Here is a 14,160-nt window from a genome sequence, read left to right as displayed (position 1 = left end):
TAGTTAACTCTAGGTATAGACCTCGCAACCTGCCCCGGCCAAGTAGTAGACCTGAAAGGCGGATTGTCGCTGCAGGTAAGTTCTGCAGGAGCATTTGCGCGCGCTCTTGCTAACCGTTCAAGGCTGTGTTACTTTCCTTGACGTTCAGCTTCGAACGAGCAAGGGCGTGTTAGCTATGCGTAGCTATTCTCTGAGGGCGGCTTTGGCTGCAACTTTGTGTCTGCTGTCCTCGTCAGTTTTTTCCTCTAGTGTGGCTCAAGCGGCGCCTAAGCCAACCGGCAACGGTGCAATCTTCTTTCACCCAGATGGAACCTCAGCTTCCCACTGGGACATCACACGCATTCTCTACTACGGCCCCGATGGCTTTCTGAACTGGGATCGTCTTCCCGTGATTGCCCCCTATCGCGGGCACCATCTCGACCAGCTTGGGGGAACTTCCAACGCCGGAGCGGTGACCCATGCCACGGGAACCCGTGTCCACGCCAAGAGCTTTGGGTTGGATCCGAACGGCAAAGAGTACCCCTCGGCCAACGGCACCCTGAACACGATCATGGAAGAGGCTGTGGCGGCAGGCTTGGGTACGGCTCTGGTGCAAACGGGATCCATCATTGAGCCGGGGACGGCTGCCTTCGTTGCCGAAGTTGCCAAGCGCAGCGACTATGAGGAGATTGCCCTGCAGGTGGTGGAGTCAGGGGTAGACATCATCCTGGGGGGTGGCGAGGAATGGCTGCTGCCGGAAGGTGTCCAGGGCCGCTTTGGCAAAGGGAAGCGCAAGGATGGCCGCAACCTGATTGAGGAGGCTAAGAAAAAGGGGTACGCCGTTGTCTACACCCGCGACGAGCTGCTTAAGCTGCCGGCGAATGTCTCCAAGGTTTTGGGGGTGTTCAACGTCGAGGACACCTTCTACGACAAGCCTGAAGAAGAGTTGCGGAAAGAAAACTTGCCCAACTACATCGCCAGCGCCCCCACCGTTGCCGAGATGACACAGTTTGCCCTGGAGCGGATCTCCCGCAATCCCAAGGGCTTCTTGGCTGTCATCGAAGAAGAGGGCACTGATAACATGTGCAACAACCTCAATGCTTCCGGCTGCCTGGAGGCGATGAAGCGGGCCGACGATGCCATTGGGGTGATTCTCAACTTCATCGAGAAGAATCCCAAGACCTTCATGATCACCACCAGCGACAGCAATGCTGGCGGGATGCAGCTGGTGGATGTCGAGTCTGCCGATAATCCTCTGCCGCCCACTGACGAAAGCGGCGCTCCCCTTGACGGGGTGGACGGCACTGGTACAAAGCCCTTCCTCTCCGCTCCGGACAAAAATGGCAAGCGCTTTCCCTTTGCCGTGGCTTGGGCCAGCAAGGACGATGTGGGCAGCGGGGTCATTGCTCGCGCGGCGGGCCTGAACGCTCGAGAGCTAGTGCCGGTCACTGGAATCCTGAACACGGACATTTATCGGATTCTCTACTTCGTGCTCTTCGGGGAGCGCATCCCCAGCGAGCTAAGGCGGTAGTCTCAAGCAAGTGGGGATTGGCGGGGATCCCTCGGATCCCCTTTTTTATTGCTACGCAACGCTGTCGCAAACCTGCTGGCGGCGCGGAGCGCTTCTGGGAGTGACGAGGAGTCCTTGCCACGTCTTGTCAGAAAGGAGGAGAAAGACTGTCTTGAGCGGGCTTGGAGTGCCCGTGCTGCACTGCCTGGTAGCGCCGCTTGAACTCCTGCTGCTGCACCTTGTGATCCACGATGGGATCCGGGTAGCCGCAGCGCCGCCGCTCCTGCAGAGCCCAGGATCCCTTGGGGTCATTCCCCACCCACAGCAAAGCTGGGGTATCCAGCCCCGCTAGCTCCGGCAGGTAGCGGCGGATATACTCTCCCTCCGGGTCGTAGCGGGCCGCCTGGGTGGCTGGGTTGAAGATGCGCAGGGGCCTGGGATCTGTGCCCACACCGGCGCTCCACTGCCAGCCGCCGTTGTTGGCAGCCAGATCCCCGTCTACAAGCTTTTGCATGAAGTAGCGCTCCCCCCAGCGCCAGTCGATGAGGAGATCCTTGGTTAAAAAGCTGGCCACGATCATGCGGCAGCGGTTGTGCATCCAGCCAGTTTCGTTGAGCTGGCGCATGGCCGCATCCACAATGGGGTAGCCCGTCTGGCCGGCACACCAGGCCTGAAACCAGTCCTGGCGGTTGTCCCATTCCAGCGCATCAAAGGCTCGTCGGTAGGCTCCGCTTTCCACATGGGGCCAGTGGGCCAAGACATGCTTGTAAAACTCGCGCCAGCACAGCTCCTGCCGCCACGTGCGCAGGCTGCTCTCGGCCTCTTCGCTGCGGGCCTCCGCTTCCACTTCACAGGTGGCCTGCCACACCCGCCGAATGCCGATGGTTCCCCAGCAGAGGTGGGGACTGAGGAGGGAGGTGCCCTGCTCGGCGGGGAAGTCGCGAGCCCGCTCGTACTCGAAAATGCGCAGGCCCTGGCAGAAATCCTCTAGAAGCCTCTGAGCTACACTCTCACCCGCGGCTGGGATCCGCTGACTGCAGACAAAGCCCAGATCCGCCAAGCTGGGCAGAGGTTGGGCTTTCAGGCTGGACAACGGCTGCAGACTCTTTGGGATGGGGAGGGGATCCGGCTTGGGCAAGCTAGACCAGCGGCGCCAGAAAGGGGTAAAAACCGAGTAGGGCTCCCCCGCCTGGGTCAACACTTCCCCTGGCCCGTGCAGCAGCATATCTTGGTAAGAAAAAGACGGGATCCCAGCTTCCGCCAAGCTGGCCCGCACCCGACTCTCCTGCTGCCGAGCCCAGGGATCCAGATCCTCGTTCCAAAACACGGCCTGCGCTCCCAGCTCGGCGGCCAACTGCCGCAGCTCCACGGCTGGATCTCCCCGCCGCCACAGGAGTGGGATCCCCATCTGGGCGTAGCGCTCCTGCAGCTCCTGCAACGCCTGGAGCAGAAACGCCACCCGGGCTGGGGCCATGTCTGCCCGCTGCAGGAGTTGGGGGTCGAAAACGAAAACCGGCACTACCTGGGGGCTGCGCTGGGCTGCCCCATGGAGGGCTGTGTTGTCTCCTAGGCGCAGATCGCGGCGATGCCAGAGGAGAACCAGGGAAGTCATAGGAGGCCAAGCAACTGGATCCCATCTTGGCTGCTTTTCCTTCCTCTCTTCAATTCCCCTCAGGCTGCCGGCAGTGTCTATCTCCCAAAAGACGGCCAGGGCAGAGACTTCGCTGGCCATCGCTGTAGCCCATGGCGTAAGCTGTATCTCCCAGCATCACCACCACCTGAGTTAGCTTGAGGGCAAGTAGCGGATCGAGCGGCTCCGTTACATCGAGCATGAACTGCTCCACGGAGCGCCGCAGCGCCTCTGGGGTTTTGATCACCTTGTCTCCATCCATCGCTGGCTTTAGGTATTCCTACTCAGGAGAGGGTGGACATTGACCCAAAATAGAAGGGGAAGGAGAAGAGGCGCGTAGCATCTGCTACTGTTCTGAGAACATGGCGCAGAGAAGTCAGCACTCCCCAAGGGCCGAAGTTTGCAGAGGATAGGAACCTGAGGATCGAAAAATGGCAACAGAGCGACGGGTAGCCCGGGTAGCCGAGCAGATCAAGCGGGAGGTTAGCCAGATCCTGCTCTCGGAGATCAAGGATGCCCGCGTGGGGGCGGGCATGGTCAGCATTGTGGACGTAGAGGTTTCCAGCGACCTGCAAAACGCCCGCATCTTCGTCAGCATCTATGGTGACGAAGCAGCCCAGCGGCAAGCAATGGAAGGGTTGGTCGCCGCCACTCCCTTCGTGCGGCGGGAGATTGGCCAGCGGCTGGGCCTGCGACGAGTGCCGACGGTGGTGTTTTTACAAGATCGCTCCTTGGAACGGGGGTCCCGAGTCTTGGCCCTACTCAACCAACTGAAACGGGAAGCCGAGGCTCGACAGCAGGGATCCTCCTCCAAAGACCAGGAAACGGTTGAAGAGGGGGATGGTGGCGAGGCCGAGGAGTTGGGCGGCCAGTAGCTGCACCATTTCAGCCCTTAACCATCGCGGGTTGCAGGAGGTAAGAGGAGATCCGTCTTGCCGCCTAGGAGGCCGCAACCGGTTGGTGAACCTTTCAGCCCAGCAGGGCGATAGCTCATCGGTTGCCTTTTGAGAGGTTAGCAACCGCAAAGTTCACCGCAAAGTTCTAGGATTTGTTAGGCTTAAGGTGTCCTACAGCTCTTCCTCCAGTTATCTGCCCAGAGCCGGCACCACACCCGCCTCCTCCTAGGAGGTAAGGTTCTGCTTCCTTTGCTACCCAGTGCCTATGGCAGCACCCCAGCGGCTCCAGAAGCTTTTGGCTCGGCAGGGGCTAGCTTCCCGCCGCCAGGTGGAAGCCTGGATCCTGGCCGGGCGCATTCGGGTCAATGGGAAGGTGGTCACCGAGCTGGGCTTTAAAGCCGATCCGGAACGGGATTGCATCGAAGTGGATGGGCGGGCAATCTCCTGCGGGGATCTGGCCCGCTACGTTTTGCTCCTGCACAAGCCCCGGGGGGTCCTGTCCACCTGCAGGGATCCCTGGGGGCGCAAGACCGTCCTGGATCTGCTTCCGCCACCCTGGAACCAGCAGATCCGTCTCTATCCAGTGGGCCGGCTGGACGCTGACAGCAGTGGCGCTTTGCTGCTCACCAACGACGGCGACCTGACCCTGAAGCTGACCCACCCGCGCTATCATCTGCCCAAGACCTATCGGGTGCAGGTGCAGGGTCGCCCTAGCCAAGCCACGCTACAACGGTGGCGGGAGGGCGTTGATTTGGATGGGTCTACCACTCTGCCGGCAGTGGTGGAGTTTTGTGATCCGCCCCCTTTTGGAAATAGAAGAAACTCCAACTCCTCTTGGCTGAGGGTGGTCTTGTTTGAGGGCCGTAAGCGGCAAATTCGGCGGGTGGCCGAGCAACTGGGCCATCCTGTGCTCAGCTTACACCGGGAGGCGATTGGTCCGCTGCGCCTTGGCAACCTCAAGCCAGGTCAGTTTCGCCGGTTGGAGCCCCAGGAGGTTCAGGCTTTGCTGGCCTCGTTTGCCGGCAATGCCCAAGCGCTCAGAGAGTAGGGGAGCGCGATCTGCATGAATCCCATCTTGGGGTACGTTACCATATGCGTGTCAGGCATCTCCCGTGAATTGGGGGGAGGATGTTACCTGAGTGTGCGTTCACAGGTAAGCGACGATGCAAGAGCCAGCACACTCTCTAGAAGCTCTGGGATCCCTGTTGCGGCAAACACGGGAGGCACGGGGGCTGACGTTGACAGAGGTAGCTAACGATACCTTCATCCGCTCCCAATACCTGCAGGCCCTGGAGGAAGCCGACTTAAGCCGCTTGCCGGAGCCAGTCTACGTGCAAGGCTTCATTAAACGCTACGCCAACTACCTAGGGCTGGATGGCGAAAGGCTATCTCGGCAAGCGTTGCCGCTGCTATCGGCCAAAATGCCCTCTGCCTCACCTCCGCGAACTGCTGTTGGCGAACAGCCCGCCTTTGCTTTGCGACCCTTCCACCTCTGGGCTGCCTATGTGGGGCTAGTCGTGCTGGCGGTGGGAGGGCTGTCGGCTTTTTTGGAGAGCAGGGGCAATCCCTTTGGGCAGTGGCTAGCTAGCCGTTCGGGCGGTGAGGGATCCCAGCTACAGCCGCCGGCGGCCAACTCCTCTGAGCGCAAGCCAGACCCCGAGCCGACCCTTCGCCAGATGTTTCCTACCCTAGAGCAATGGACGCGCATCGAGGGGGTTTTCCCCGACGTCTTGGAAGCCCAGCAGCGCAAGCCAGTGCGCCTTGATATTCGCGTGGTGGAACATCCTTCTTGGCTGCGGGTTATTGTCGACGGAAAAACTGTTTTTGAGGCTACCCTACAGCCGGGGGCGGAGCTGAACTGGGAGGCCGAGCGATCGATTGTGCTGCGCACTGGCAATGCGGGCGGGGTGCTGGTGACCTTCAACGATCGCCCTCTGGGACTGATGGGACGGTTTGGAGAGGTGAAAGAGGTGAGGTTCGAGCCAGGGCTGGACCTTCGATCCCTGCAGTAGGGATCGGGCGCGAGCCTCCCTGGCTTGCAGGGGGTTGAGACTGGCCAGGGGCGATTGCCCAACCTTGGGATGCTAACTGCTGCAGCAGACGCCGGACTTTGTCTAGGTCTTTGTCGCCCGGCTGGCGTTCGACACCGCTGGAGAGATCGATGCCGGCAGGCTGAAGGTGGCTGAGCGCTTGCAGAACATTGTCTGGGTTGAGGCCACCGGCCAGAAGCCAGGGCAAGGGCAGAGAGCAGGAGGCCAGTTCCGACCAGTTGAGCGTTTGCCCAGTGCCACCTGCCCGTTGGGGGTGATAGGCATCCAGCAGTAAGGTCTCTACACAGTCGCGGTAGAGGTCGGCCACCTCCAGGTCTGCTGGGCACCGAATGCGCAGGGCCTTGATGCGGCGGATGCCGGGGAGCCACTCTCCCAGTTGCCGACACATCTCTGGAGATTCCTGGCCGTGAAGCTGAACAGCCGTGAGGCCAGCCGTTTCCACCCAGGTGGCGATGGTGCCGGGATCCTGATCCAGAAAAACCCCTACCTTTTCCACATGGCGGGGCAGGGATCCCACCCAGCGCGCTGCCGAAAGAGGCAAATAGCGCGGCGTGTTGGGCACGGCCACAAACCCTAGGGCGCTTACCCCCAGCGCCGCAATGGCCTCCGCCTGATCCTGCCGCGTGATGCCGCAGATTTTGACAAACAACCGGCCCATTGGGATTGATGCTACTTTTGTTCAGGGTGCATCAAAGGCTCTGACCCTTCGGGAGGGAGCTTGTTGATTCGGCGCACCATTTGCCACAGCCGCCCAAAGCTGCGCTGGTTAAAGCGCATTACTAGCCGCGGCAGATGGGCAATGTCTTCCTCAGCTTCCTCGGGCAGAGCCTCTGTTTGCTCAATCCGGCCCGACTCGAGAATGTCAGCAAACTCTTGGTTTAAAATTTCTAGGGCTTCCGGTGAAAGCTTGGTGTTTAAGCGCAAAACCAAAAGCTCCCGCACGTAGCGATTGCTGTGAAAGATGCGATAGAAATCGACAATCTGCTGACAGGCCTCCTCGACATCGTCAGTTAGGGAGTAAAGGTGGAGATCCTCGGGGCTGATTAGGCCGCGGCTGAGCAGGTGCTCTCGCACATATTCATCCCATTCTTTCCAGTAGCAGCCGCCTTGCCTGTCCACCAGCACCAGCGGCATCAGCTTGGTCTTCCCGGTCTGCATCAGGGTCAGACACTCAAAAGCCTCATCCTGGGTGCCAAAGCCGCCAGGAAACAGCACTAGGGCATCTGTTTCCTTGACAAAGAAAAGTTTGCGAGAAAAGAAGTACTTAAAGTTAATGACCCGGTCGCTGGCGGCAATGAAAGGGTTGGCTACCTGCTCAAAGGGCAGCTGAATATTCAGCCCAAACGAGTTTTCTTGCCCCGCCCCCCGGTTACCGGCTTCCATGATGCCGCCGCCGCCCCCTGTCAGCACCATGAAGCCTAGCTGACTAATGCGGTGGGCAAATAGCTGCGCCTGCTGGTACTCGGGGCTGTCCTCCCCTAGACGCGCCGAGCCAAAGACGGTTACCTTGCGCCGATGGGTGTAGTTTTGGAAGGTGGCAAAACCCTGCTCCAGATCCTCAAGCGTAGCTGCCAGGATCTTGGCGTCCAGACGGCTGAGCTTCAGGGATCCCATCCGCTGCAGCGACCGCAAGATCCGCAACCAAGCTGTTCGGTTGGGGTGGTGTAACTGCTTGAGACGAGCTTCCGCACCGGAAAAAATCTCTTGCAGCAGCAAGGAAAGAGAATCCGTCAAGCTGGGATCCAGAATCCTCTGTCTACTTCTTTTACCCACTTTTACTGCAATAGGCTCCCCCGGCTGGAGGACTTGCCTTCTGGTGGAGAGCCGGCAAGATCCCTGGTCTTGGCCAAAACCTTAGCCCTCGGCAGAGGCTCCAAGGTGCTTTTCCAAAATCGTGGTCAGCGTTGCCTTGGGAACGGCGCCAACCACCACATCTACCTTTTGGCCACCTTTGAAGAGAATCAGGGTAGGAATACTCCGAACGCCGTACTGACTGGCAGTTTGGGGATTTTCGTCGGTATTGATTTTTACAACCTTGATTTTACCAGCATACTGCTCTGCTATCTCCTGCACCACAGGAGCTACCAGCCGGCATGGGCCGCACCAGGGTGCCCAAAAATCAACCAAAACTGGAATCTCACTGCGCAGCACCTCGGCTTCAAAGGTAGCATCAGCAATATCTATTGCCGCAGACATGCCTGGGGAACTCCTAAAACATCATCTAGTATCCTAGTTATCGTATCACAACTAGGGTCGCCACTGGGCTTTTCCCGAGCAGGGCAAGGTATCCTAGGAGGAACGTGAAAGGTTGCCGGGTGCCGATGGTGTTTGAGCTTGAACCAGACGACAACAGTCAGGTAACAGGCAGGGCAGTGACCGTGGATTTTGTTCGCCACGGCATAGCCGAAGAGCCCCAACCAGGGAAGGAGGATAGCCTGCGCGCCCTAACCGATAAAGGCCGCCAGCGCTGTCGCAAAATTGCCCGCCAGCTCAGGAGCATGGGCTGGAAGTGGGATTTCCTGCTCACCAGTCCTCTGGTCAGAGCGCGGCAGACGGCAGAGATCTTCTTGGACGAGAACTTGGCCGAAGCCCTGGAAGTGTTTGAGCCGTTGGCCCCCGGCGGCAGCTTTGCCGACTTGGTGCGCTGGCAGACGGAGCGGGATCCCTTCACCTCGCTGGCGGTAGTTGGCCACCAGCCGGATCTGAGCCTCTGGGTACAGGCAGCCATTGGGCTACAGCCAGCCCATCCCGAGGCCATTACCCTCAAGAAAGCAGGCCTGGCTCGCGTGCGCTTTGCTCAAGGGCGCATTGATTGTGGCCAGGGATCCCTGACGCTGTTGCTCTCTCCCAAGGTGATGCTGGGGTAGCGTGACCGCGTTCATGCCAAAGCAGGGGCTTGAGGACTCCCTCCGGAGAGAGGGCCAGCTCCTGCGGATTTCAATTGGCAGCTGCCTCCGGCTTTAGAAGGGAGGCGCTGGGGCAGAGATCAGCTAGGAAGCACTGCTGGCAGAGAGGCTGGCGGGCGGTGCAGATGGCTCGGCCATGCTCGATAAGGCGGAGGGACCAATTCTCCCAATCCACCTGCGGCAGCAGCTGCATGAGATCCCGCTCAATGCGCACGGGGTCCTCGTGCTCGGTAAGGCCAAGGCGGCGGCTGAGGCGCTTGACGTGGGTATCGACCGTTACGCCAGCGTTAATGCCAAAGGCATGGGCTAGTACCACGTTGGCCGTCTTGCGGGCCACTCCTGGCAGGGTGAGCAACTCCGGCATGGTGCGCGGCACCTGGCCGCCAAAGTCTGTCAAGATCTTGCGGCAGGCCTCTTGGATGTGTTTGGCCTTGTTGCGGTAGAAGCCAGTGGGCCGAATTAGAGCCTCAATCTCCTCCCGCGGGGCTGTGGCCAGAGCCTGGGCATCGGGGAAGCGGCGAAACAGCTCTGGGGTTACCTGGTTAACCCGCTCGTCAGTGCACTGGGCTGACAAAATCGTCGCCACCAGCAGTTGCAGCGGCGTCTGGTAGTGGAGAGTACACTTGGAGTTGGGGTAATGGCGCTTCAGGCGCAGCAAAATCTCCAAGGCTCTTTGGCGCAAAGCCCGCTTGCTGGTCATTGGCAACTAGCCCGACCCGGTGACAATGGCAAGAGTATCTTTGAAGATTAGGAACACTCCCAGCCCTAGGAGAAGCGCCAAGCCTGTCTGCATCACCCGCTCTTCGACCTCCTTGGGCAGCCGCTTGCCACGGATGGCTTCCAAGATCAAAAAGGCAATGTGGCCTCCATCCAAGCCAGGGAGGGGCAACAGGTTAAGGACGGCCAAGTTGATGCTAATCAAGGCAGTGAAATTCAACAAGCTGGCAACGTCATCCCGCGCTAGGTCTGCGCCAATCTTGACGATCCCCACCGGCCCGGATATCTGAGTAGCGGTGTTTTGGAAGTTCCGCAGCAGCTCCTGCAGGCCAGTGAGATTCATCGTCACCAAGCGCTGGTAGGCGTTTCCAGCTTCCGTCAGGATCTCCCCCAGGTTTTGGGCTGGGCGCAGGTTCACCTCCTGATTGGGCGCTAGGCTAACCCCGATGGCTACCTTCTCCCCTTGCCGCTCCGGGATTACGGTAATCTCCAGCAGCGCTTCTTTTTCCCTTCGTCGCACCTGCAGGGGAACGGGTTGGTTTTCGCTACTGCGGATGAGCGTCTGAAAATCGTTGAGGGCCGCCAAGGCCGAGGCGGCATCGGCAAGGTCGCTGTAGTCGTGGTCAGCTGCCCGCAGCACCACATCTTCTGCCTGCAGGCCCGCCCGCTCTGCCGGGCTACCTGGCATTACCTGAGCAATGAGAATGCCGGGCTGGATGCGGGTAACCGAGGGGATCCCCAGCAGAGCAAACATCAGCACCAGCACCAGGTAGGCAAAGGCCAAGTTGGCCAGCACTCCGGCACTCATCACCACCAGGCGATCCGCAAGGGGGCGGTTTTTCAAGAGATTCGGGTCATCGGGGGGGTAGGGGGAGCGCTCGTCATCGTCAGGAAACCCGACGTAGCCTCCCAAGGGCAGCGCGCGAATGGCATACTCTGTTTCCTTGCCCTGGTAGCGCCACAGCACGGGGCCAAACCCCAGCGAAAAGCGGTTGACGTGGATCCCTTGCAGTTTGGCTGCTGCGAAGTGGCCCGCCTCGTGCACCAGAATGAGGAGGGCTAGGATGGCGATGGAGAGAAGAATCGGCATGTGCTGGCAACAACAAAAGAGGAGACAGCTACCCTCGCAAGAGAGGGGAATTCAGCCCAAAGTCCTCGGGGCAGGGATCCTCAGAACACCTGCTCCACTTCTAGGATGTCGGGGATCCTCTCCCGCAACTTGCGCTCAATGCCCATCTTCAGGGTTAGGGTAGAACTGGGGCAGGCGCCACAGGCCCCCTGCAGGCGCAGCTTCACCACTGGGCCATCGATCTCCACCAGCTCTACATTGCCGCCATCAGCTTGTAGATAGGGGCGCAGCTCGTTGAGGACTTTTTCCACATTTTCGGCAGTTAGTTCTAAGGTTTGGGCCATGGTTCCTTCTAGCTTGCTCAGACCTTGATTGGTGGCGTTAAGCTTGACTAGCACTTAAGCCGGCCAGGGATCGCCCTTTTTTAGCATAGCCTCCTTTTTCTAGAGTTTGGGGAGGAGATCCGCCTTCAGCTCGGAGACTAGAATAGGGGGCAGGTTTGCCCCTTGCTGACAGCTTGCCATTCCCAGCAGGGGCACTTTCCGCGCCATGTTGGACGTTTTACTCATTGCCATCTTCATCTTAGCGGGCTCGGGCCTTGGGTTCTACGGCCTGGATTTGCTCCCCCCTGCTGCTCTTGAAGGAGCCAACGTCGAAGGGGCGCGCGTGGTTACTGGCGGCTTTGGGGCCTTGGCAGGTTTGGCGCTGGGATCCCTGGTGCGCTGGGGCTACCGCCGCTTCGAGGCCAACGTGCGCTCGCTGCCACCGGATGTGCTGATTAGCCGCTCAGTGGGATTGGTCATTGGGCTGGTGATTGCCAACTTGGCTATGGCTCCTGTCTATTTGCTGCCCCTGCCCCAGCAGCTGAACAATTTTCTGGAACCCCTGGCCTCTGTCTTCTTTAGCCTCTCCTTTGCCTACTTGGGAGTGAGCTTGGCCGATACCCACGGCCCGGCGCTATTGCGCCTATTCAACCCTAACTATGCCCTACAGGCGGCAGCAGAAGGGAGTGTGGTGGCAGCCAGCCCCAAGGTTTTGGATACCAGCTCCATCATTGACGGACGCGTGGCTCAGCTGATTGAGAGGGGCTTTCTGGAGGGAACGCTAGTCGTTCCCCGCTTTGTGATTGCCGAGCTACAGGCCATCGCTGACAAGGCCGATCCCCAAAAACGGGAGCGGGGTCGGAGGGGGCTGGATACGCTGCAGGCCCTTCGCCAGGCCAACCCCAACTGCTTTGTTATCCACGAAGCCAACTACTCTGACCTAAACACCGTCGACGAGAAGCTGGTGCGCCTTGCCCAAAGTGTGGGCGGGATGCTGGTAACCACTGACTACAACCTAAAGAAGGTAGCTCTGCTGCAAGGGATCAAGGTGCTGAATGTCAACGAGCTGGCCGAGGCTTTGCGGCCTATCTACATCGCTGGGGATAGCTTCGACATCAAGATTACTCGTGAGGGCAAGGAGCCAGGCCAGGGGGTAGGCTACCTGGAAGATGGCACGATGGTGGTGGTGGAAGAGGGACAGCGGGCCGTGGGCAAAACTCGCTCGGTCGTGGTTACTGGCTCCATTCAGACCTCGGCAGGGCGAATGCTCTTTGCCCGCCTTGCCGACAGAGACTCCAACCCCACTACCTCAGCTTCCTCTGCAAAAACCTAAGTTCTGGATCCCAAGAGCTTGGTTTTTCAAAGCTCAAACAAGGTGGGTGTGCTTCGACCGGATCTCATCCTCTACACGCAGGATCGCCAGCAGCGCTTTCAAAGTTTTTACTGGGAAGGTGCTGAGAGCTACGGCATCTACCCGCAGCAGATTGTGGCTGCCCAGCAGGGATGGGAGTTGGTGAACGGGGAGGAGTACCAAGCCAAGCTCAGCCAGGTGTTTGCGGCAGGGGAGCCCCTGCAGCACGAAGGCCAAGTCCTCTCGCCTCGCTACAAGCTGCATCTGCACCTTTGCCTCAACCCCGTGCGGGATGCAGAGGGGGAGGTAGTAGCTGTTGCGGTGGTGGGCAGGGTGCTGGGGGCAACGCCCTTCAACTTGGCTGGAGGGACAAGCAAGACTCCTAGGTCGCCCTATTCCTTCAGTGACGGTGAGCCGCTCCAGGCGGTTACAGCTCAGCTTCTGCGCAGCATTGGCCACTCGGCAGGTATCCGCGAGCTGTGCCAGCAGACGGTAGAACAGTTGGGGCAGTTGTTTGGGGTGGATCGGTGTCTACTTGCCCTCTACGAGTTGGGGCAGGATTTCCTGACGGTTAACGCCGAGTACCGCCGCTATCCGGAAACTCCCTCGCTGCTCAACCAGACGCTGCGGCTAGGAGATCACCCCCATTTGCTCCAGGCCCTTAGACAGGAAGAGCCAGTGGTAACAGAACGCCACCTAGCCGTGGCCATGTGCTACCGCAGCTATCCCAACAGCTTGCTTTGGCTAGAAGTGCTGCCCCCCAAGACAGCTCCTGCCTGGCAGACCGGCCACTTCCAGCTGCTGCAGATTATTGCCACCTACTTGGGTACTGCCATTGCCCACGCCAGGTTGCTCGAACAAAGTCGACAACTGGCCACCCGTCTGCAACTGGCTAACCAAACCTTGCTTCAGAAAAACAAAGAGCTAGAGCTGGCCCGCGCCCAAGCAGAATCGGCCAACCAACTCAAAAGCCAATTTCTGGCCAACACCTCCCACGAGCTGCGCACCCCTTTAAACAGCATCATCGGCTTTATTAGGCTGGTACTGGATGGAATGGCCGAAAGCCGGGAAGAGGAGCTGGACTTTTTGCAGGAAGCCTACCGCTCTGCCCTGCACCTGTTGGCCTTAATCAACGACGTGCTGGATATTGCCAAAATTGAAGCCGGCAAACTGGAGTTGCAGTTTCAACCCTGCGACCTGCAAGCTCTCTTCAAGGATGTGGAGGCCAAAACCAGTTTGCAGGCCAGTCAAAAGGGATTGCAGCTCAGCTTTCACCTGCCCCCCACGGCGGAGCCCATTGTGCTCTACGGCGACTACCAACGCCTGCTGCAGGTGATGCTGAATCTAGTGGGCAATGCCATCAAGTTTACCCCCAAGGGTTCGGTAACGGTGCGAGCAGACCTCCTGCCTGGCGAGCCAGGGATGGCCCGCATTCGCGTTATCGACACCGGGATCGGCGTGTCGTTGGAAAAGCAGCAAAAGCTGTTCCAGGCCTTTACCCAGGTAGATGGCTCCACCACTCGCCAGTACGGGGGCACCGGCCTAGGCTTGGCCATCAGCCAACGCCTGGTGCAGGCAATGGGGGGGGAGATCCATTTCTACAGCTTGGGAGAGGGATTGGGCTCCACCGTTACCTTTACCGTGCCGCTCTACCGCCAGCCTCTCCCAGGGAGGGATCCCGATCTGCCCCAGGAGAAGACGCCGGTCTCACCCTGATTCTCCAGCCGA

At 59.4% G+C, this 14,160-nt stretch carries 14 protein-coding genes and 2 pseudogenes; 8 read left to right on the top strand and 8 right to left on the bottom strand.

What is annotated here, in order from left to right:
• The first annotated feature begins 250 nt into the window (after positions 1-250).
• Positions 251-1,510, top strand: coding sequence for an alkaline phosphatase (locus tag NW860_RS10130; RefSeq protein WP_414513981.1), 1,260 nt, complete (start codon positions 251-253; stop codon positions 1,508-1,510).
• A 127-nt stretch (positions 1,511-1,637) separates the two neighbouring features.
• Here NW860_RS10130 and NW860_RS10125 read toward each other — a convergent pair whose 3' ends face one another.
• Both NW860_RS10125 and NW860_RS10120 read right to left on the bottom strand, forming a co-directional pair.
• Positions 1,638-3,101, bottom strand: coding sequence for a cryptochrome/photolyase family protein (locus NW860_RS10125; protein ID WP_414513979.1), 1,464 nt, complete (start codon positions 3,099-3,101; stop codon positions 1,638-1,640).
• A 49-nt stretch (positions 3,102-3,150) separates the two neighbouring features.
• A complete protein-coding gene (locus tag NW860_RS10120) occupies positions 3,151-3,366 on the bottom strand; it encodes a hypothetical protein (RefSeq protein ID WP_414410044.1) in 216 nt (71 codons plus the stop codon).
• Positions 3,367-3,550: 184 nt separating this feature from the next.
• Between NW860_RS10120 and rbfA the strand changes: the two genes are divergently transcribed.
• The 4 genes and pseudogenes from rbfA (at position 3,551) to NW860_RS10100 (ending at position 6,027) form a co-directional block, all read left to right on the top strand.
• Positions 3,551-3,994, top strand: a complete 444-nt coding sequence (rbfA, locus tag NW860_RS10115) for a 30S ribosome-binding factor RbfA (protein WP_414513977.1) — start codon at positions 3,551-3,553, stop codon at positions 3,992-3,994.
• Positions 3,995-4,280: 286 nt separating this feature from the next.
• Positions 4,281-5,063 (top strand): pseudouridine synthase, encoded by a 783-nt coding sequence (locus tag NW860_RS10110; RefSeq protein ID WP_414513975.1) that lies wholly within the window; start codon positions 4,281-4,283, stop codon positions 5,061-5,063.
• Between the two features lie 115 nt (positions 5,064-5,178).
• Positions 5,179-5,391 (top strand): annotated as a pseudogene (locus tag NW860_RS10105) (helix-turn-helix domain-containing protein); the annotation flags it as partial.
• A 45-nt stretch (positions 5,392-5,436) separates the two neighbouring features.
• A complete protein-coding gene (locus NW860_RS10100) occupies positions 5,437-6,027 on the top strand; it encodes a DUF4115 domain-containing protein (RefSeq protein ID WP_414514024.1) in 591 nt (196 codons plus the stop codon).
• A gap of 70 nt (positions 6,028-6,097) precedes the next feature.
• On the opposite strand, the pseudogene NW860_RS10095 reads toward NW860_RS10100, so the two are convergent.
• The 3 genes and pseudogenes from NW860_RS10095 to trxA all read right to left on the bottom strand — a co-directional run.
• A pseudogene (locus tag NW860_RS10095) lies at positions 6,098-6,724 on the bottom strand (phosphoribosylanthranilate isomerase); the annotation flags it as partial.
• Between the two features lie 11 nt (positions 6,725-6,735).
• Positions 6,736-7,800 carry a TIGR00730 family Rossman fold protein gene (locus tag NW860_RS10090; protein ID WP_414513973.1) on the bottom strand — a complete coding sequence of 355 codons (1,065 nt, stop codon included), beginning with the start codon at positions 7,798-7,800 and terminating at the stop codon, positions 6,736-6,738.
• 120 nt (positions 7,801-7,920) lie between these two features.
• Positions 7,921-8,262 (bottom strand): thioredoxin, encoded by a 342-nt coding sequence (gene trxA / locus NW860_RS10085; RefSeq protein WP_414396739.1) that lies wholly within the window; start codon positions 8,260-8,262, stop codon positions 7,921-7,923.
• Positions 8,263-8,387: 125 nt separating this feature from the next.
• Here trxA and sixA point away from each other — a divergent pair, with 125 nt between their 5' ends.
• Positions 8,388-8,933: a phosphohistidine phosphatase SixA gene (gene sixA, locus NW860_RS10080; protein WP_414396736.1), complete on the top strand. Its 546-nt coding sequence runs from the start codon at positions 8,388-8,390 to the stop codon at positions 8,931-8,933.
• Between the two features lie 70 nt (positions 8,934-9,003).
• On the opposite strand, the gene nth is transcribed toward sixA, so the two are convergent.
• The 3 genes from nth to NW860_RS10065 form a co-directional block, all read right to left on the bottom strand.
• The gene (nth, locus tag NW860_RS10075) at positions 9,004-9,672 is read right to left on the bottom strand and encodes an endonuclease III (RefSeq protein WP_414423395.1); all 669 of its coding nucleotides are present in this window, start codon (positions 9,670-9,672) and stop codon (positions 9,004-9,006) included.
• Between the two features lie 6 nt (positions 9,673-9,678).
• Complete coding sequence (gene rseP / locus NW860_RS10070; RefSeq protein ID WP_414424981.1) at positions 9,679-10,779, bottom strand: RIP metalloprotease RseP; 1,101 nt, start codon at positions 10,777-10,779, stop codon at positions 9,679-9,681.
• Between the two features lie 80 nt (positions 10,780-10,859).
• Positions 10,860-11,102 (bottom strand): NifU family protein, encoded by a 243-nt coding sequence (locus tag NW860_RS10065; RefSeq protein ID WP_414396728.1) that lies wholly within the window; start codon positions 11,100-11,102, stop codon positions 10,860-10,862.
• A 205-nt stretch (positions 11,103-11,307) separates the two neighbouring features.
• Between NW860_RS10065 and NW860_RS10060 the strand changes: the two genes are divergently transcribed.
• Positions 11,308-12,414 carry a PIN/TRAM domain-containing protein gene (locus NW860_RS10060; protein WP_414513969.1) on the top strand — a complete coding sequence of 369 codons (1,107 nt, stop codon included), beginning with the start codon at positions 11,308-11,310 and terminating at the stop codon, positions 12,412-12,414.
• Positions 12,415-12,456: 42 nt separating this feature from the next.
• Positions 12,457-14,148, top strand: coding sequence for an ATP-binding protein (locus tag NW860_RS10055; RefSeq protein ID WP_414513967.1), 1,692 nt, complete (start codon positions 12,457-12,459; stop codon positions 14,146-14,148).
• The last annotated feature ends 12 nt before the right edge of the window (positions 14,149-14,160 follow it).

This window comes from Synechococcus sp. F70.1 (genome assembly GCF_047502745.1).
In the GTDB taxonomy this organism is placed as follows: domain Bacteria; phylum Cyanobacteriota; class Cyanobacteriia; order Thermostichales; family Thermostichaceae; genus Thermostichus.
Note: the sequence above shows the minus strand (reverse complement) of the source record. Positions and strands in the feature narration are given on the sequence as shown.